Here is an 18,183-nt window from a genome sequence, read left to right on the forward strand (position 1 = left end):
TGACGGGCAGGGCGGAAGACGCAAGCACCTTGCGCACAGATCGCCCTATCATTGCTGTTTTCAGGACATCTGTCGGGACATCTGTACGGGGCTCGCGCTCACGTACGACAGGAAGGCGGCCACGGCCATGCGACGGATCGTCGTCATCAGCACCGGCGGGACGATAGCCAGCCGGTGGCAGGGCTCCGGTTTCGCCGCGGACGCCGACGGCCGCGAGGTCATGGCCACCGCGCCGCTGCCCGAGGACATCACCGTCGAGGTGGTGGACCTCTTCAGCGTCAACAGTCCCCGGCTCACCACCGCCCACCAGCTCACCCTGTTGCGCACCGTGCACGAGGTGCTCGCCGACCCCGGGGTGGACGGCGTCGTCGTCACCCATGGCACCGACACCCTGGAGGAGTCGGCCTTCCTCGTCGACCTCCACCACCACGACCCGCGCCCCGTGGTGTTCACCGGCTCGCAGCTCCCGATGGGCACGGCGGACGGGGACGGCCCGGGGAACCTGTACGACGCGCTGCTCACCGCCGCCACCACGCGCGGGCTCGGCGTGCTGGTCACCTTCGCCGGCCGGGTGCACGCCGCCCGGGGCACCGTGAAGACCCAGGCCGTGGCCCTGGACGCGTTCGCCGACCCCTCGGGGGAACCGCTGGGGAAGACCGGCTTCGGCAAGGTCACCCTGCTGCGCGCGCCGGTGCGGCCCGCGCCGCTCCCGCTGCCCGCCGTGCCGGAGCACCTGCCGCGCGTGGACATGGTGATGCACCACGCCGACGGGGACCCGGTCCTGCTGGACGCCGCCGTCGCGGCGGGGGCGCGCGGCATCGTCCTCGTCGGCACGGGCGCGGGCAACGCCACCCCGGAGATCGTGGACGCCGTCCGGGCCGCCGTCGCCCGCGGGGTCCTGGTCGCCCTGACCACCCGGGTCGCGGCCGGGCCGGTCACCGAGATCTACACGCACGGCGGAGCGGTGGACCTGGTCGCCGCCGGGGCCGTCCCGACCGGCACCCTGCGCGCGGGGCAGGCCCGGATCGCGGTCCTGGCCGCCCTGCTGGCCGCGCCGGACCCCGCCGGGCGGACCCGTGTCCTGCACCAGGTGCTGGGCGGGACCGGCTCGCTCCTGGTCGACGCGTAGCGCAGCCGTGCGGGCCACCGGGCCGGGCACGCGGGACCGGGGCACCCGGCCCCGCCCGCCCCGCCCACCTCGCCCGGGGCGGTCAGTTCCGGCGGAACGCCGAGAGGATCTGCTCCGCCGCCGAGGTGGCGGTGGCCGTGCCCGCCCGGACCGCCGCCTCCAGCCCCGGCGCGAGCTCCCGTACCGCCGGGTCGGACCGCAGCCGCTCCAGCAGCTCGTCACGGACCATCGACCACGTCCACTCCACCTGCTGGGCCGCCCGTTTGGCCGCCAGCCGCCCGCCCGCGTCCAGCAGCAGGCGGTGCTGCTCCAGCCGGTTCCACACCTCGTCCAGCCCCACCGACTCGCGCGCGCTGCACGTCAGGACCGGTGGCGTCCACGCGGCGTCGGCCGGGTGCATCAGCCGCAGCGCGCCGGAGAGTTCACGGGCCGCGGCCTTCGCCTCGCGCTCGTGCGGCCCGTCCGCCTTGTTCACCGCCAGTACGTCGGCCAGCTCCAGGACGCCCTTCTTGATGCCCTGGAGCTGATCGCCCGTACGGGCCAGCGAGAGCAGCAGGAAGGAGTCGACCATCCCGGCGACGGTGGTCTCCGACTGGCCGACGCCGACCGTCTCGACCAGGACCACGTCGTAACCCGCCGCCTCCATGACGATCATCGACTCCCGGGTGGCCCGCGCGACCCCGCCCAGCGTGCCCGCCGAGGGGGACGGCCGCACGAACGCCGCCGGGTCCACCGACAGCCGCTCCATCCGCGTCTTGTCGCCCAGGATGGAACCGCCCGTACGGGTCGACGAGGGGTCCACCGCCAGTACCGCCACCCGGTGGCCCAGCCCGGTCAGCATCGTCCCGAACGCGTCGATGAACGTGGACTTGCCGACGCCCGGCACCCCGCTGACGCCGATCCGCCGCGCGTCGCCCGCGTACGGCAGCAGCTCCGTCAGCAGCCGCTGGGCCAAGACCCGGTGGTCCGCGCGGGTGGACTCGACGAGGGTGATGGCGCGCGCGACGTACGCGCGCCTTCCGCCTCGCACACCCTTCACGTACACGTCGATGTCGATCTTCGGGGGCATCGGTCCGGCCGCCTACAGCTCGTGGCCCAGTTCCGCGGCCAGCCGCGTCACCAGGTCGTGGGCGGCGTCCGGGATGACCGTGCCCGGCGGGAAGACCGCCGTCGCGCCCATCTCCAGCAGGGTCGGCACATCGGCCGGCGGGATCACCCCGCCCACCACGATCATGATGTCCTCGCGGCCCTCCGCGGCGAGCTGCTCGCGCAGCGCCGGCACCAGCGTCAGATGGCCCGCCGCCAGCGACGAGACGCCCACCACGTGCACGTCCGCCTCGACGGCCTGCCGGGCCACCTCCTGCGGGGTCTGGAAGAGCGGGCCGACGTCCACGTCGAAGCCCAGGTCGGCGAAGGCCGTCGCGATCACCTTCTGGCCGCGGTCGTGCCCGTCCTGGCCCATCTTGGCGACCAGGATGCGCGGACGCCGTCCCTCCGCCTCCTCGAACCGGTCCACCAGCGCACGGGTGCGCTCCACGGACGGGGACTCGCCTGCTTCGCTGCGGTACACACCCGAGATCGTACGGATCTGGCTCGCGTGCCGCCCGTACACCTTCTCCAGCGCGTCCGAGATCTCCCCGACCGTGGCCTTGGCCCGCGCCGCGTCCACCGCGAGCGCCAGGAGGTTTCCGTCGCCGCGCGAGGCCGCGTGCGTCAGCGCCCGCAGGGTGTCCTGGGTGAGGGCCTCGTCGCGCTCCTCGCGCAGCCGCCGCAGCTTGGCGATCTGCTGGGTGCGCACCGAGGAGTTGTCGACCTTGAGCACGTCGATCCGCTCGTCGGTCGCCACCCGGTACTTGTTCACGCCGATCACCGGCTGGCGTCCCGAGTCGATCCGCGCCTGCGTCCGCGCCGCCGCCTCCTCCACGCGCAGCTTGGGGATGCCCGCGTCGATGGCCTGCGCCATGCCGCCCGCCGCCTCGACCTCCTCGATGTGCTGCCAGGCCCGGCGGGCCAGGTCGTAGGTGAGGCGCTCCACGTACGCGCTGCCGCCCCACGGGTCGATCGAGCGGCAGGTCCCCGACTCCTGCTGGAGCAGCAGCTGCGTGTTGCGGGCGATCCGCGCGGAGAAGTCCGTGGGCAGCGCGAGCGCCTCGTCCAGGGCGTTGGTGTGCAGGGACTGGGTGTGCCCCTGGGTCGCCGCCATCGCCTCGATGCAGGTGCGCGTCACGTTGTTGAACACGTCCTGCGCGGTCAGCGACCAGCCCGAGGTCTGCGAATGCGTGCGCAGCGAGAGCGACTTGGGACTCTTCGGGTCGAACCGCTTGACCAGTTTCGCCCACAGCAGCCGGGCCGCGCGCAACTTCGCGACCTCCATGAAGAAGTTCATGCCGATCGCCCAGAAGAACGACAGGCGCGGCGCGAACGCGTCCACGTCCAGCCCGGCACCCCGCCCGGCCCGCAGGTACTCCACCCCGTCCGCGAGGGTGTACGCCAGCTCCAGGTCGGCCGTGGCCCCGGCCTCCTGGATGTGGTAGCCGGAGATGGAGATCGAGTTGTACCGCGGCATCTTCCGCGAGGTGAAGGAGAAGATGTCCGAGATGATCCGCATCGAGGGCTTCGGCGGGTAGATGTAGGTGTTGCGGACCATGAACTCCTTGAGGATGTCGTTCTGGATGGTCCCGGCGAGCTTGTCGGGGGCGACGCCCTGTTCCTCGGCCGCCACGATGTACAGCGCGAGGACCGGCAGCACCGCGCCGTTCATCGTCATCGACACCGACATCCTGTCCAGCGGGATTCCGTCGAACAGCTGCCGCATGTCGTAGATCGAGTCGATGGCCACGCCCGCCATGCCCACGTCCCCGGTGACGCGCGGGTGGTCGCTGTCGTAGCCGCGGTGCGTCGGCAGGTCGAAGGCGACCGACAGGCCCTTCTGGCCCGCCGCGAGGTTGCGCCGGTAGAAGGCGTTGGACTCCTCGGCCGTGGAGAACCCCGCGTACTGCCGGATCGTCCAGGGCTGGTTGACGTACATCGTCGGGTACGGGCCGCGCAGGTACGGGGCCACGCCCGGGTAGGTCGCCAGGAAGTCCAGGCCCTCCAGGTCCCGCCCGGTGTACAGCGGCTTCACGCCGATGCCCTCGGGCGTCTCCCACAGCAGGTCGCCGGTGGAGCTTCCGGTGGACTCCTTCACCGCCGCCCGCCAGCGGTCCTCGCAGACACCGGCGGACCCGCCGGGGCCGAGCGGGAGCCCGCGGAAGTCGGGGATCGTACTGAAGTCGGGGACCGCGCTGAAGTCGGGGACCTCGTTCACGACGCCACTCCCATCCGGTCGAGTACGCGGGACAGGACGGCGACCGCGTCGCAGCCCGCGAAGACGTACGCGTCCACGGCCGCGTCCACGGCGGTCCCGGCGGCGGCGGGCCGTCCCGCCAGGAAGACCGTCGTCGCGCCCGCCGCGCGCAGGGCCGCGGCCACCGCCGCGGCCTGCTCCTCGTAGAGCGCGTCGCTGGAGCAGAGCACGGCCACGCCGTCCGCCCCGCTCGCCGCGTAGGCCCCGGCGGCCGTCCCCGGGTCCACCCGGAGCGGGTCGTGCACCGGCTCGACGCCGCCGGCCTGGAACAGGTTCGAGGCGAAGGTGGCGCGCGCGGTGTGCGCCGCCGCCGGGCCCAGCGCGGCGAGGAAGATCCTCGGCCGGGCGCCGGTCGCCGCCAGGTGGGCGTCGCTACGGGTGCGCAGCGCCTCGAACGCCTCGTCGCGCCGGACCCGGGGCAGCCCGCCGGTGGGGCCCTCGGGCGCGGGCTCGCGGACGACGGGTTTCTCCGACAGCATCGGGAACTCGCTGACCCCGGTGACCGGTTCGCTCCGGGTGGCCAGCTTCTTCGACCGCGCGGCCCAGGTCGCGGCGAGCCGCTCCGCGACCAGCCCCGAGCGCAGGGCCGCCGCCTGGCCGCCGGACCGCTCCAGGAGCTGGAAGAACTCCCAGGCGGCCTGCGCCAGTTCCCCGGTGAGCCGCTCCACGTAGTACGAGCCGCCGGCCGGGTCGATCACCCGGGCCAGGTGCGACTCCTCCATCAGGACGGTGGAGGTGTTGCGGGCGATGCGGCGGGCGAAGGCGTCCGGCAGCCCCGCCTCCTGGTCGAAGGGGAGCACGGTGACCGCGTCCGCCCCGCCCACACCGGCCGCCATGCAGGCCACGGTGGTCCGCAGCATGTTCACCCACGGGTCGCGCCGGGTCATCATCACCGGCGAGGTCACCACGTGCTGCCGCTGGGCGCCCGCGTCCGGCGCCCCGCACGCCTCGGCGACCCTGGCCCACAGGCGGCGGGCGGCGCGCAGCTTGGCGATGGTGAGGAACTGGTCGGCGGTGGCGGCGTAGCGGAACTCCAGCTGGCCCAGGGCGGCTGCGGTGTCCAGCCCCGCCCCGGTCATGGCGCGCAGGTAGGCGACCCCGGTGGCCAGCGACAGGCCCAGCTCCTCCCCGGCCGAACCGCCGGCCTCGTGGTACGGCAGCGCGTCCACGACCAGGGCCCGCACCCCGGGCAGGCCGTCGGCGCACTCCCGGGCGAGCCCGGCGGCCCCGTCGAGGTCAAGGGCCTCACCCGTACGGGCCTCGTGGCCCAGGGGGTCGGCGCCCAGGCAGGCGCGGGCCTCCGTCGGGGCCACCCCGCGCTCGGCGTACAGGTCCAGCAGCGCCCGTCCGGCTTCGGCGCAGGAGGCCCCGGCCTCCAGGGTGACGGGCGCGAGGTCGAGGTAGACGCCGTCCAGGGCGCGGGGGAGTCCCGCGACGGGGAGCCCGCCGCGGCCCAGGGTGAGCCAGAGCGAGGTGGCCCCGTTCTCCAGGTCGGCGAGGACGGCCTCGTTCACCCGTACGGGGTCGGTGCCGGACTGCCGCTGGCGTACGTCCCACCCTCCCGCGGCGCTGCCCGCGGCCCTGCCGCCGCGGACGAAGGGGGCGAAACCGGGGAACCCGGTGTCGGGCGCGGTCTCGGGAGCGGTGTACAGCGGGCGGGTGATGAGCCCGTCCTGAAGCGGGGTGGACAACGCGTCCTCCGCGGCCTCGCCGGAGACTTCCCTGCCCGACTTGCGCAGCACGCCCTCGACCAGGCGCTGCCACTGCTCATGCGTCGCGTCAGGAAACTCGGCGGCCAGGGAGAGCCCGTCGTCAGGCAGGACCGTCATGGCTCGAATGCTAGGGGGGTGCCCAGGGAACAACCAGGACCGCCGGATGTGATCGCCCTCTCATGTGAGACGGGAGGGGTCACGGAAGAGCGGACCGCGTCGCGCGGTCGCCGTCGCCCCGGGGAGGTTCACCGGGGCGGGTTCCTCCGCACACGCATGGCGGTCGCGTTGCGGGGCCGTGAAATCCGGCCACGGGTACCGGCCACCGGGGCCGCCCCGCCACGGTCGCCACGGGCAGGTGAAAGACCAGTTCACCGGGGGTGCGCAGGCCCGGCCGGGGGCTCCGCCCGCGCCCTGTTCCCGGGCTCCGGAAGGGGGTTGACCGGGTGCGGGGGCGCTGTCAGGCTCCGGGACATGTCCGCGACCGCACACCCCGCCCCGCGGCTCCGCACCTCCGGCCCCCGTACCGCGCCGGACGCGTGTCCGGGCCGCTGTCCGGCCCCGCGCCACGCCTGAGCGACGGCCGCCGCACCCCACCCGCACCCCGGCCGGGGAACCCGCCCCCCTCGTACGGCACACCGCCCCGGGGCGCGGTGGTACCCGCCTTCCGCCGCCCGGGCCGGAGTTCCGCTTCCGCCGCCCGGGTCGGGCCGCACGTGCACCCGTACGGGTAAGGCCGGTACGGCCACGGCCCGGTACGGGCGCCGCGTCACACGGCACCGCAGGGCGGCGCGTCGCGTCCACACCCCGCCCCGCGCGTGTTCCCGTACCCCCCTCCCTTTCCCTTCCGTGCCCTCTTCTTCCTTCTTCCTTCCGCTGCGGAAAGAACCGCTCCGCGCCTTCGACCAGGGAGTTCCCATGACCACCACCACCGCCACCACCGCCACGACCACCGCCGCCACCGCACCCGCCACCCGCGCCGGGACATCCGGGATATCAGGCCCGTCCGGGAAGCCGGAGGGGGCAGAAGGGGCCGAGGGGGCCGTCGCCGGTGCGGCCGTCCGGGTCACCAGGATCGGCGGCCGGATCGGCGCCGAGATCGGTGGTGTGCGGCTCGGCGGCGGGCTCGACGCCGGAACCGTCGCCGCGGTACGGGCCGCGCTCCTCGCCCACAAGGTCGTCTTCTTCCGGGGCCAGGACCATCTCGACGAGGCCGGTCACGAGGCGTTCGCCCAGCTTCTCGGTGCCCTGGTCGCCCACCCCACCGTCCCCTCCGCCGACGGCCGTTACGCCCTCGGCGTCGACTCCCACCACGGCGCCCGCGCCAACCAGTGGCACACGGACGTCACCTTCGTCCCCGCCTACCCGGCCTTCTCCGTCCTGCGGGCCGTCACCGTCCCCCCGTACGGCGGCAACACCCTCTGGGCCAACACCGCGACCGCCTACAGCACCCTGCCCGAGCCGCTCCGCGCCCTCGCCGACGGCCTGCGCGCCGTCCACTCCAACGCCTACGACTACGCCGCCCTCCGGCCCGACGCCCTTCCCGAGGCCCTGGTCCAGTACCGGGAGGTGTTCACCTCGACGGAGTTCCTCACCGAGCACCCGGTGGTCCGCGTCCACCCCGAGACCGGCGAACGCGCGCTGCTCCTCGGCAACTTCGTCCAGCGGATCAGTGGCCTCACCGGACGGGACTCGCGCGTCCTGCTCGGGCTCTTCCAGGACCACATCGAGAGCCCCGAGAACACCGTCCGCTGGCAGTGGCGGGCCGGTGACGTCGCGATCTGGGACAACCGCGCCACCCAGCACTACGGCGTCGACGACTCCGACGACCACGAGCGCACTCTGCGCCGGGTGACGGTCGACGGCGACGTCCCGGTCGGCCCCGACGGCGTGCCCTCCCGCCTGATCAGCCCGGAGGCCGTCCCGGAGCCCGCCTTCGGCATCGCCTCGGGGGCGTCCACCGACGGAGCCTCGGCCGAAGGGACCTCCGGCGAAGGGACCTCCGGCGAAGGATCTCCCGCCGCGGAAGCCGGAGCCGGAGCCTGACCCGGTACCGGGATCTCCGCGCCCCGTCCGACATCCGACATCCGACATCCGACGCCCGAGGTCCGAGGTCCGACGCCCGACATCCAAGGAGCCACCGTGCCTACTCTGCTCGCCCTCACCGGCAGCCCCTCCGTCCACTCCCGTACCGGCGTCGTCGCCGACCACGTGCTGCGCCGCCTCTCCCACGCCGGGTTCACGACCTCCCACCTCGCCGTACGGGAACTCCCCGCCGCCGACCTGCTCTCCGCCCGGCGGGGCGAGCCCGAGATCCGCCGGGCCCTGGAAGCCGTCGCCGGAGCCGAGGGGCTGGTCGTCGCGACCCCCGTCTACAAGGCCTCGTACACCGGCCTGCTCAAGGCGTTCCTCGATCTGCTCCCGCAGGACGGCCTGGCAGGAAAAACGATCCTGCCGATCGCGACCGGCGGCAGCCTCGCCCATGTCCTGGCCATCGACTACGCCCTGCGCCCCGTCCTCACCGTGCTCGGCGCCCGCCATGTCACCGCGGGCCGGTTCATCCTGGACTCCTCCGTCGAGCGCGGGAACGGCCCCGACCGGCTGCGGCCCGAGGCGGAGCTCGACCTCTTCCAGGCCGTCGACGAGTTCGCCGCCGCCCTGAGCATCCCGTCCGGGCGCGCTCCGGCCACGCCCCCGGCCCCGGCCGCCGCTCCGGCCACGCCCCCGTCCACGGCCGCCGCCCCGCTCGCCGTCCGCCCGTAACGCCGCGAGCGCGACCCCGTTCCGCCGTGCCCCGTACCGACAAGGACCCGTCATGCCCGCAGCCTTCGCCCCGACCACCCCCTCCCGGCGCCAATTCCTCGCCCTGCTCGGCATCTCGGCGGCCACGGTGAGCTGCGGTACGGCCACCGCCACCGGCGGCCCAGGCTCCAGCTCGGGCTCCGGCTCCAGCTCGGGCTCCGGCTCCGGCTCGGGTTCCGGACAGGTCACGACGCTCAAGTACCAGGGTTCGGTGGGCGCCGTCTCCCTCCCCGAACTCGCCGCCGACCTCGGGTTCCTCGGGAACCTGAAGCTGGACTGGGTCGGCAACACCATCAGCGGCCCGCAGGACATCCAGTCCGCCGCCACCGGCCAGACCCACTTCGGCGGCGCCTTCAACGGCGCGGTCGTCAAACTCGCCGCCGGCAGGGCCCCGGTCAAGGCCGTGGTCTCGTACTACGGCTCCGACCCGTACGCGTACGGCGGCTACTACGTCCTGGAGGACAGCCCGCTCCGGTCGGCCCGCGACCTCATCGGCAAGAAGGTCGGCATGAACACGCTGGGCGCCCACTACCAGGCCCTGCTCGACATCTACTTGAGCCGCAACGGCCTGACCCGGGCCGACGCGGCCAAGGTCGAAGCGCTCGTCGTGCCGCCCGTCAACACCGAACAGAGTCTGCGGCAGCGCCAGATCGAGGTCGGCGTGCTCACCGGGGTCCTGCGGGACAAGGCCCTCGCCACCGGCGGCATCCGGCCGCTCTTCACCGACTACGAGCTGCTGGGCGCGTTCAGCGCCGGGACCTACGTCATGACCGAGCGGTTCATCGAGCGGAACCCCGACACCGTACGGAGCTTCGTCACCGGCGTGGCCGAGGCCATCGAGTGGTCCCGCGCCACCCCGCGCGAGGAGGTCGTCGCCCGGATGACGGACATCGTCGGCAGGCGCGGACGCAACGAGGACACCTCCGCCCTGCGGTACTGGCGCTCCTACGGGGTCGCCGAGACCGGCGGCCGGATCTCCGACAAGGAGTTCCAGCTCTGGCTCGACTGGCTCGGCGGGCGCGGCGAGATCAAGCGGGACCGGCTCAAGGCGGCCGACCTCTACACCAACGAGTTCAACGGCTACGGGAAGGGCTGACCGGCATGGCGAAGATCGTGTTCGAGTCCGTGACGAAGACGTTCCCGGTCCGGGGGCGGGGGCGGAAGAACGGCCGGGGCGGGGAGGGGGAGTTCACCGCCCTGGACTCGGTGGACCTGGAGATCGGGCCGGGGGAGTTCATGGTCGTCGTGGGCCCCAGCGGCTGCGGCAAGTCCACCCTGCTCGACCTCCTCGGCGGCCTGACCCGCCCGACCGGGGGCCGCGTCCTGCTCGACGGCGCCCCGGTCACCGGACCGGGCCTGGACCGGGGGACCGTCTTCCAGCAGTACGCGCTGCTGCCCTGGCGGACCGCGCTCGGCAATGTCGCGTTCGGCCTGGAGGCGACCGGCGTGCCGCGCCGCCACCGCGCCGCGAAGGCACGCGAGTTCCTGGGCCTCGTCGGCCTGACCGGCTTCGAGGACCGTCACCCGCACGAGCTCTCCGGCGGGATGCGCCAGCGGGTCGCGATCGCCCGCGCGCTGGCCTACGACCCGGACGTGCTGCTGATGGACGAGCCGTTCGCGGCGCTCGACGCGCAGACCCGCGAATCCCTCCAGGACGAACTGCGCCGCATCTGGCAGCGGACCGGCAAGACGGTCGTGTTCATCACGCACGGCATCGAGGAGGCGGTCTACCTGGGCCAACGGGTGGCCGTCCTCACCTCCCGGCCGGGCCGGGTCAAGGAGGTCGTCCCGGTCTCCTTCGGGGACCGGGGCGCCGGGGCCACGGGCGAGGACCTGCGCTCCAGCCCGGAGTTCGCCCGCCACCGCCACGAGGTCTGGACCCTGCTCCACGACGAGGTGGCCCGCGCCCAGCGACTGGAGAAGGAAGAGGCCGCCGCATGAGCACCAGAACCCCGACCGGAACCCCGACCGGAACCTCACCCACGGCCCCAACCGGAACTACAGCCACAGCCACAGCCACAACCACAGCCGGGACCGGCACCCCGCCCACCGTCGCCCCGGAAGCCGCCGGGGAGCCGGTACGAGGCCCCGCGCGCCCGGCGCCCGGCGCCCCCCGCGACCCGGGCCCCCGTCACCGGGCCCGCCGCCGCTGACTCCACCGCCGCCGGCCCCGCCGTCACCGGGCCTGCGGGCGCCGGTTCCCGGCCGGTGGTCCGGCGGGCCGGGGGCCGGTCCCCGGCGCGGGTGATCGCCCGGTGGCTGCGCGCCGCCGCGCTGCGCTCGGCGGCGCTCCTCGCCCTCCTCGCCGTCTGGGAGACGGCTCCCCGGCTCGGCCTGGTCGACGCCACCTTCCTCCCGCCGGTCAGCGAGGTCGCCGCCGCCTGGTGGGAGCTGCTCGGCAACGGCCAGCTCGCCGCACACGTCCGGGCCAGTCTCGCCCGCTCCTTCGGCGGCTTCGGGATCGCCGTCGTCGTGGCCGTCCCGCTGGGTCTGCTCATCGGCTGGTACCGCCCCGTCGCCGCGCTGCTCGGCCCGCTGCTGGAGGTGTTCCGCAACACCGCGGCCCTCGCCCTGCTGCCGGTCTTCGTGCTGCTGCTGGGCATCGGCGAGACCTCCAAGGTCTCGATCGTCGTCTACGCCTGTGTCTGGCCGATCCTGCTGAACACCATCAGCGCGGTGGGCGACGCGGACCCGACCCTGGTCCGGCTGGCCCGTTCGATGGACCTGTCCACCCCGAAGCTCTTCCAGAAGGTGATCCTGCCGGCCTCGGTACCGGCCGTCTTCACGGGCATCCGGCTGGCGGGCGCGGTCTCGATCCTCGTCCTGGTGGCCGCCGAGATGATCGGCGCCAAGGCGGGCCTCGGCTACCTGATCAACGCCTCGCAGTACAACTTCGCGATCCCGCAGATGTACGCGGGCATCGTCACGATCTCCGCGATCGGCGTGGCCTTCAACCAGGTGCTGGTCTCCGTCGAACGACGCCTCAGCCTCTGGCGCGTCCCCGCCTGAACCTCACCGCTCCCCGCCCTCACGCGCGCCCGAGCGGCCCACCCGCGCCCGAGCGACCCGTACACGCCCCCGAGGACCCGCACATGACTTCAAGGAACCGCACATGACCGCGGAACGGACCCTCCACCTCAACGCCTTCCTCATGAACGCGGGACACCACGACGCCGCCTGGCGCCATCCGGACAGCAGCCCCGAACGCGTCACCGACCTGCGCTACTTCCAGGAGCTGGCCCGTACCGCCGAGCGCGGACGGTTCGACTCCGTCTTCCTCGCCGACGGCCTCGCCCTCTGGGGCAACGCCCGCCACAACGCCCTCGGCGGCTTCGAGCCGCTCACCCTCCTCTCGGCGCTCGCCGCCGTCACCGAGCACATCGGGCTGATCGCGACCGTCTCCACCACCTTCAACGAGCCCTTCCACACCGCCCGGAAGTTCGCCTCGCTCGACCACATCAGCGGCGGCCGGGCGGGCTGGAACATCGTCACCTCCGGCACCCTCGCCGAGGCCCGCAACTTCAACCAGGACGAGCACCTGGAGCACCGCCTGCGCTACGACCGGGCCCGCGAGTTCCTCGACGTCGCCACCAAGCTCTGGGACAGCTGGGAGGACGACGCGATCGTCCTCGACAAGGAGCGCGGCGTCTACGCCGACACCGGCAAGCTGCATCCGGCCGCCCACCGGGGCACCTACTTCGGCGTCGCGGGCCCGCTCAACGTGCCGCGCTCCCCGCAGGGCCGGCCGCTCCTGGTGCAGGCCGGATCGTCCGAGGACGGCAAGGAGTTCGCCGCCCGGTACGCCGAGGCCGTCTTCACCGCCCAGCAGACCCTCGCCGACGGCCAGGCGTTCTCCAAGGACGTCAGGTCCCGCCTGGCCGCGCACGGGCGGGCCGAGGGCGATCTGCTCGTCCTGCCCGGCATCGCCCCCGTCATCGGTTCCACCGAGGCCGAGGCGAAGGCCCTGGAACAGGAGCTCACCGACCTCCAGGTGCCCGCGTACGGGCTCGCCCAGCTCTCCGGCATGCTCGGCGTCGACCTCACCGGGCACCCGCTCGACGGACCGCTGCCCGAGCTTCCCGAGGAGCGGGACATCAACGGCAACAAGAGCCGCTTCACCCTCGTCGCCGAACTCGCCCGGCGTGACGGCCTGACCCTGCGCGCGCTGATCGCCCGCCTCGGCGCGGGCCGGGGCCACCGGGTGCAGGCGGGGACGCCCGAGCAGATCGCCGACCAGCTGGAGGAGTGGTTCACGCGGGGCGCCGCCGACGGCTTCAACATCATGGCGCCGGTCCTGCCCACGGGTCTGACCGACTTCGTCGACCACGTGGTGCCGATCCTCCAGCGGCGCGGTCTCTTCCGTACCGAGTACACGGCCCGCACCCTGCGCGGGCACTACGGTCTGCCCCGCCCGGCCAACCGCTACGCGCGGGCGGCCGGATGATCCGGACCCGCCCCGGCCCGCTCGGGCCCGGGGCCTCAGGCGGGCAGGGTGTTGCGGTGCGAGCGCCGCCGGGCCGCGCTGAACAGGGCCTGGATCTGCGCCCCCGACTGCTCGACGTCGTCCAGCGGCGAGGGGAAGGGCAGCCGTACGTCGTGGTGGCTGCGCCGCTGTTCCAGCCGCAGGGTGATCCCGTACCGGTCCATGGCGACCGGGAGCGCGCGGACGATCGCGTCGGCGGGCAGTGGCCGCACCAGCCGCAGCAGCAGCGTGACCAGGTCGTGGTGGTCGTCGAGGAGGTGCGTGAGCATGCCGGCCTCGTAGGGGGCGAGCGGGTCGGGGCAGGCCGCGTCCAGCTCGTCGAGACCGATGTACGAGAAACCGTCCTCGGTCTCCAGGACGGCCTGGGCGAATTCCATGCAGGTGCTGTCGGGGGCGCCACCGGACTCCGCGCCACCGGATTCCGTGCCGCCGTCGGTGTAAGGCGTGAGCAGGCGGCCCAGGACGGTGACCCGGGCGCGCACCCGGTCGCGTACGGGGGTGGGGGCGATGTCGGTGAACTCCAGCCGGATCGCGGGCCGGTCGTCGTGGAGCGCGGCGGCGGGGTTCCCGGCGGCGGGTGCGGCGGGGTGCAGGTGCAGGCGGCCCATCGGGTCGGTGCCGTCGAGGTGGCGCACCTCGGTGCGCAGTCCGTCCGCGACGACGGTCATGGAGTGGGCGGCGGCCAGGATCGAGCGGACCCGTTCGGCGTCGGTGGGCCGGGATGCGGGCGCGGGGTGGGCGGCCGGGGTGGCAGGGGCACCGGACATGCGCATGCGGATCTCTCCATCGTCCCGAGTGGGTTAGGTATGCCTAACCTAACCTATCCCTCCTTCGGGGAGTACCCGGCGCGCCAGCCTTCCGAGGGCCGCCGCGATCCGTTCGGGCGGGAACCCCAGGGTGTGGCGCTGGTGCCGGTACAGCTCGGGGGAGAGCGGGCCCAGCAGGATGTCCGCGCCGGTGTCCGGGTCCTCGGCCCCGGCCTCGGCCAGCAGCGCCCGGACGTGCGCGCGCCAGTGCCCGTACGTCTCCCCCCGCAGCCAGGCCGGTCCCGGTCCGGCCCCGAGCGCGAGCGGGAGGTGCCGCTCCAGCAGCGCGGTCGCGGCGGTGTAGAAGGCGGCCAGCCGCTCCGCCGGGGCCGCGCCCGGCCCGAGCGGCGGCGGCCCGTACGCCAGTTGCCCGGCCAGGGCCTGGTGGTGCTCGTCGAGGAGGGCGGCGGCGACCGCCGCGGGGTCGGGGAAACGCCGGTAGAGCGTGGCCCGGCCCACCCCGGCGGCCCTGGCGATCCGGTCCATGGTGACCGTGTGCGGCTCGCACTCCCCGAACAACTGCTCGGCGGCGGCGAGGATCTGCTCGTGGTTGCGGACGGCGTCGGCGCGCTGGGGCATGGCGGCGACCCTACGTCCTTCGTGTCGGTGTTGGGCTGAACGGGTGAAACGCGAGAGGATGGGGGGATGCACATGAAGCGTACGGCCGAGGCGGCCCGGTGAGCAGGTACGACGTCACCGACGAACAGTGGGAGGGGCTCGCGCAGGTGGTACCCCTGCGCAGTCGCAACGAGTGGCCCTCCCGGGTGGACCACCGCACGATCCCCGCGGCGTCCGGAGCGACCGCCGCGGAGCAGCGGCGCTTCGTGGTGATCCGGGTGCAGGTCTTCGCGGACGCGCGGGAGGTGGCCGAGTACCTGATCGCGCAGATCCCGGTACTGCTCGACCTCACCGGGGCCGACGGCGAAGTGGCCAAGCGCATCCTGGACTTCAGCAGTGGCGTGGTCTTCGGGCTGGGCAGCGGGATGCACCGGGTCGACCGGAACGTCTTCCTGCTGGCACCGGTCGGGACCGAGGTCGAGGGAATCGCGGCGGCGGTCGTCCCCCGATCGTAGGAAGGTCACGACGGCGGAACGGTTCGCCGGGCCCACGGGGGGTCCGGCGGCCCGTACCGTCCGCCCATGGACGCCACTTCGGGCGCGGCTCCGGACAGGGCGGCGGGCCGCCCTCTCACCGAGGCCGCCGCTGCCACCACCGCCCCCTCCACTCCCTGTGTTCCTTCCGTTCCTTCCGTTCCTTCGGTTCCTCCCCCCTCGATCCCCTTACGGGCACACGTACGGGCCGACGGCCCCGCCCTGTCCCGGGTCCCCACCGGACCCGCCACCCCTGTCACCCCCGGCCCGGCCATCACCCCCGGCCCGGCCATCACGGCCGCCCCGGCCGCCCTGGCCGGGCGCCCGGAACGGGTGCCGCCCCAGAGCGCCGGCCCCACCCGGACCACCACCACCCCGGAACCTTCCGTGGGACCGGTGGGGTCGGCAGGACCTGCGGGGCCCGCGTCGCCTACGGGATCAGTGGGGCCTGCGGGGTTCGCCCCGGCTGCCCCGGTCGCCCCATCTGTCCCCTCCACCCCGGCCGTGCTGCACCGGCCCGCCGTCACCGAGTTACGGCTCTCCGCCTTCGGCCCGCACCGCGCGGCGGCCTTCGCACTCGGCCCCGTCACCCTCTTCGCCGGGCCGAGCGGCAGCGGCAAGTCCCAGGTGCTGGAGGCGTACGAGGCCCTGGCCGGGCTGGGCTCCGGGGCCACCCTGGAGGAGGCCTTCCCGGACGCGGGCGCCCGGATTCCCGACGGATCGCTCCCCGACACCGAGCGGCGGCGCGGATTCCGCGTCGGCTGCACGGTCGACGGCCCCGTCGGCCCGGTCCGGCTCGACCTCGCCGTGCAGGCCGAGCCCACGCTGCGGATCGTCGGCGAACGCCTCTCGCAGAACGGGCAGATCCTGCTCAGCACCGCCCTGCGGGACCCCGGCCGCCGCTCCGTGCAGGCGGGCTGGTTCACCGGCGGCTCCACCGGGGTCACCCGGGCCCCGCTCCCCGACGACCGGCTCGGCACGGCCCTGCTCCCGCTCCGCGTGGCCGGGTCCACGCCCGGGCAGCGACAGGTCCTGGCAGCGGCCGAGCAGGTGGTGGTGGCCCTGCGCTCGGTGTTCCCCTGCGACCCCCGCCCGGAGCGGATGCGCGCGCCCGTCCCGCCGGGGGAGGGACGGCTGCTGGGCGACTGCGCCAACCTGGCCGACGTGCTGCGCCGGACCCGCCACGAGTGCGGCACCCGCCACATGCTGCTGACCGAGGCGGCCCGCACCGGCTGCGCCGGCCCGGTGGCGGGGCTGACGGTACGGGCACCCGAGGACGGCCCCGTCACCGCCCTGCTGGACCGCGGCTCCGCCCGGCCCGCCACGGAACTCGGCCGGCTCGGCGCGGGCGAACTCCGCTTCCTCGCACTGGCGCTGGTCCTGCTGACCGGGCCGGGCGTGCTGGCGATGGACCCGGCCGCCGAACTGCTCTCCGCGCAACAGACGCTCACGGTGCTGGCCGACGGCTTCGACCGTGGCCTGGACCGCCGCCAGAGCGCCGAACTGCTGCGCCTGGCCCTGCTCTGCTGCGGCCGTGGCCACATCCGCCTGGTCGCGGCCGTGGGGGAGGAGTCCGCAGCCGCCGCCCGGGGGCTCCCGGACGTCACGGTGGTAGACCTGACGCCATGAGCGACACGAATGACACGAGCGACACGAGCGACATGAGGGGTACGGGTGCTGCGGCCGGCGTGGGCGCCGCGACCGGCCCGGAGGCCGTGGGGGGTGGGGAGGGCGTGGTCCGCGTGGGCGCCGCGACCGGCCCGCCGTCGCCGCCCGGCACCCGGGGGCAGCCGGACGAACGCCTGTACCTGCTCCAGCGGCGGCTCGCGGACTTCGCCGCGGCCCGAGGCTGGGGGCCCTACCACACGCCCAAGAACCTGGCGGCGGCGCTGAGCGTCGAAGCGTCCGAACTGGTCGAGATCTTCCAGTGGCTGACACCGGAGGAGTCGGCGGAGGTCATGGCCGATCCGGAGACCGCGCACCGCGTGTCCGACGAGGTCGCGGACGTGCTCGCGTATCTGCTGCAGTTCTGTGAGGTCCTCGGGGTGGATGTGCTGGATGCGCTCGCCGCGAAGATGGACCGGAACGCACAACGCTTTCCGGTGAGGGGCCCTTCGGCATCTCATCGTCACTCTTCGGAGTGACGACACTGTCCACAACCATGTTTCTGTCCACAATTTCCGAATACCCCTGGCTTTACTCGCCTGTTGCCCTCACTCTGGGTAGTGGAAAGATTGACGGAATGTCGTGCGGACGGGGGACGGCATATGGATGCGGTACGGCTCATCGCGGCCGGGCGGCACGCTCTGGCACAGAGCGGGGCGGCCATGGACATCGTGGGCGAGGCCTGGCAGGCCCAGGCGCTCGCGCAGGGCATAGGGAGCTGGCTGGCGGTCACCGGGCCGCGGGAGCTGAGAGCGGAGGCACGAGGGCTGGGCGAAGCCGGAGGCAGAGGCTGCGGCGTGTTCGACCAGGCGGCGGCGAGTGGCGAGGGCGGTGTGCCGGACCGCCCGCCACGTGCGGCGCAGCTGACCGAGATGGCCGATGTCCGGCAAGCGCTGCTCGGACTCCAGGCGTTGCTGGGTGAAGTCGGAATAGCTCTGGTCGGAGTGGCCTGCGGCACGGACGACGAGAGTCTCTACTGGCAGTGCATAGAGTCGATCGACGCGGCGGACGAGTCGAGTGACCGCGTCCGGGCGATCCTGCGCCGCCTGACGGTCCGCGAACGGGACTCCGCCTCCGGCGTGTCCTGACCGGCCCCCGGGTCCACCCGGTCCCGGCCCCCGGGCCCGCCGGTCCGGTCCGGGCGGTGCGCCC

Annotated in this window: 16 protein-coding genes; 11 read left to right on the forward strand and 5 right to left on the reverse strand. The window is 74.0% G+C overall.

All coding sequences use genetic code 11. The features are described from left to right. Positions 1–127 precede the first annotated feature (127 nt). Positions 128–1,129: an asparaginase gene (locus ACIA5F_RS18095; protein ID WP_399354004.1), complete on the forward strand. Its 1,002-nt coding sequence runs from the start codon at positions 128–130 to the stop codon at positions 1,127–1,129. Between the two features lie 82 nt (positions 1,130–1,211). Here the strand turns inward: ACIA5F_RS18095 and meaB are convergent, their stop codons facing one another. Genes meaB through ACIA5F_RS18110 form a run of 3 tightly spaced genes read right to left on the reverse strand, consistent with a single transcriptional unit; the run spans position 1,212 to position 6,304 of the window. Continuing rightward, positions 1,212–2,198, reverse strand: coding sequence for a methylmalonyl Co-A mutase-associated GTPase MeaB (meaB, locus tag ACIA5F_RS18100; protein ID WP_399354006.1), 987 nt, complete (start codon positions 2,196–2,198; stop codon positions 1,212–1,214). A 12-nt stretch (positions 2,199–2,210) separates the two neighbouring features. Further along, a complete protein-coding gene (gene scpA / locus ACIA5F_RS18105) occupies positions 2,211–4,436 on the reverse strand; it encodes a methylmalonyl-CoA mutase (protein ID WP_399354008.1) in 2,226 nt (741 codons plus the stop codon). Continuing rightward, positions 4,433–6,304, reverse strand: a complete 1,872-nt coding sequence (locus tag ACIA5F_RS18110; protein ID WP_399354010.1) for a methylmalonyl-CoA mutase family protein — start codon at positions 6,302–6,304, stop codon at positions 4,433–4,435. Before ACIA5F_RS18110 ends, scpA begins: the two co-directional genes overlap by 4 nt. Before the next feature lie 798 nt (positions 6,305–7,102). On the opposite strand from ACIA5F_RS18110, the gene ACIA5F_RS18115 reads away from it, so the two are divergent. From ACIA5F_RS18115 to ACIA5F_RS18140, 6 genes are all read left to right on the forward strand, one after another. Further along, complete coding sequence (locus tag ACIA5F_RS18115; protein WP_399354012.1) at positions 7,103–8,230, forward strand: TauD/TfdA dioxygenase family protein; 1,128 nt, start codon at positions 7,103–7,105, stop codon at positions 8,228–8,230. A 96-nt stretch (positions 8,231–8,326) separates the two neighbouring features. Then, a complete protein-coding gene (ssuE, locus tag ACIA5F_RS18120) occupies positions 8,327–8,947 on the forward strand; it encodes an NADPH-dependent FMN reductase (protein WP_399354014.1) in 621 nt (206 codons plus the stop codon). A 52-nt stretch (positions 8,948–8,999) separates the two neighbouring features. Next, positions 9,000–10,082: an ABC transporter substrate-binding protein gene (locus ACIA5F_RS18125; RefSeq protein ID WP_399354016.1), complete on the forward strand. Its 1,083-nt coding sequence runs from the start codon at positions 9,000–9,002 to the stop codon at positions 10,080–10,082. Positions 10,083–10,087: 5 nt separating this feature from the next. Continuing rightward, positions 10,088–10,927, forward strand: coding sequence for an ABC transporter ATP-binding protein (locus tag ACIA5F_RS18130; protein ID WP_399354018.1), 840 nt, complete (start codon positions 10,088–10,090; stop codon positions 10,925–10,927). 303 nt (positions 10,928–11,230) lie between these two features. Continuing rightward, positions 11,231–11,995: an ABC transporter permease gene (locus ACIA5F_RS18135; protein WP_399354020.1), complete on the forward strand. Its 765-nt coding sequence runs from the start codon at positions 11,231–11,233 to the stop codon at positions 11,993–11,995. Between the two features lie 103 nt (positions 11,996–12,098). Further along, entirely contained in the window at positions 12,099–13,430 is a 1,332-nt protein-coding gene (locus ACIA5F_RS18140; RefSeq protein ID WP_399354022.1) for an LLM class flavin-dependent oxidoreductase, read from the forward strand. Between the two features lie 35 nt (positions 13,431–13,465). On the opposite strand, the gene ACIA5F_RS18145 is transcribed toward ACIA5F_RS18140, so the two are convergent. Further along, positions 13,466–14,242, reverse strand: a complete 777-nt coding sequence (locus tag ACIA5F_RS18145; protein WP_399354024.1) for a DUF2470 domain-containing protein — start codon at positions 14,240–14,242, stop codon at positions 13,466–13,468. Between the two features lie 42 nt (positions 14,243–14,284). After that, complete coding sequence (locus ACIA5F_RS18150) at positions 14,285–14,854, reverse strand: TetR/AcrR family transcriptional regulator (protein WP_399354026.1); 570 nt, start codon at positions 14,852–14,854, stop codon at positions 14,285–14,287. Between the two features lie 98 nt (positions 14,855–14,952). Between ACIA5F_RS18150 and ACIA5F_RS18155 the strand changes: the two genes are divergently transcribed. The 4 genes from ACIA5F_RS18155 (at position 14,953) to ACIA5F_RS18170 (ending at position 18,119) form a co-directional block, all read left to right on the forward strand. Then, entirely contained in the window at positions 14,953–15,348 is a 396-nt protein-coding gene (locus ACIA5F_RS18155; protein ID WP_399354028.1) for a cell division protein SepF, read from the forward strand. A 405-nt stretch (positions 15,349–15,753) separates the two neighbouring features. Next, a complete protein-coding gene (locus ACIA5F_RS18160; protein WP_399354030.1) occupies positions 15,754–16,995 on the forward strand; it encodes an ATP-binding protein in 1,242 nt (413 codons plus the stop codon). 173 nt (positions 16,996–17,168) lie between these two features. After that, positions 17,169–17,510 (forward strand): nucleotide pyrophosphohydrolase, encoded by a 342-nt coding sequence (locus tag ACIA5F_RS18165; RefSeq protein ID WP_399354221.1) that lies wholly within the window; start codon positions 17,169–17,171, stop codon positions 17,508–17,510. Between the two features lie 123 nt (positions 17,511–17,633). Next, positions 17,634–18,119 carry a DUF6099 family protein gene (locus ACIA5F_RS18170; protein WP_399354032.1) on the forward strand — a complete coding sequence of 162 codons (486 nt, stop codon included), beginning with the start codon at positions 17,634–17,636 and terminating at the stop codon, positions 18,117–18,119. The last annotated feature ends 64 nt before the right edge of the window (positions 18,120–18,183 follow it).

Source organism: Streptomyces sp. NPDC051567, assembly GCF_044454165.1.
GTDB lineage: Bacteria > Actinomycetota > Actinomycetes > Streptomycetales > Streptomycetaceae > Streptomyces.